The sequence below is a fragment of the Streptococcus suis genome, from assembly GCF_002960445.1.
Lineage (GTDB): Bacteria > Bacillota > Bacilli > Lactobacillales > Streptococcaceae > Streptococcus > Streptococcus hyiners.
In genome coordinates this window covers 1-284 of record NZ_POJD01000132.1, presented here as the reverse complement: position 1 = coordinate 284, position 284 = coordinate 1, and the positions used below count along the sequence as shown (strand labels likewise).

Below are 284 nucleotides of genomic sequence, written 5' to 3'. Positions count from 1 at the left end.
TAAAATGCTTGCTGACTCGTCAAGGAATAAACTCCCAGACCTGATAGCAAGGGAGTGTCTGCTCCGTAAAGTTCCACTCCATACCGTGGTGCAAACAAGTGAACCATCAGGGCATTCATTGCAGCAAAAATGATTGTCAGAATTAAAACAAGAGAGATTTCTTTATAACGAATCCCTGACATTTTAAACAAGGCTAGAGAAAATACTGCGATAAAAAGAATCAAGCGGGTATCGTAAGTAATCATAGCAAGAATGGAAACTATGAGAAAAAAGAGTAATTTACT

The 284-nt window shown here is 38.0% G+C and carries 1 pseudogene; it reads right to left on the bottom strand.

Features of this window, described 5'->3' with window-relative positions:
* Positions 1-284, bottom strand: a pseudogene (locus tag C1G53_RS03445) (energy-coupling factor transporter transmembrane protein EcfT); the annotation flags it as partial.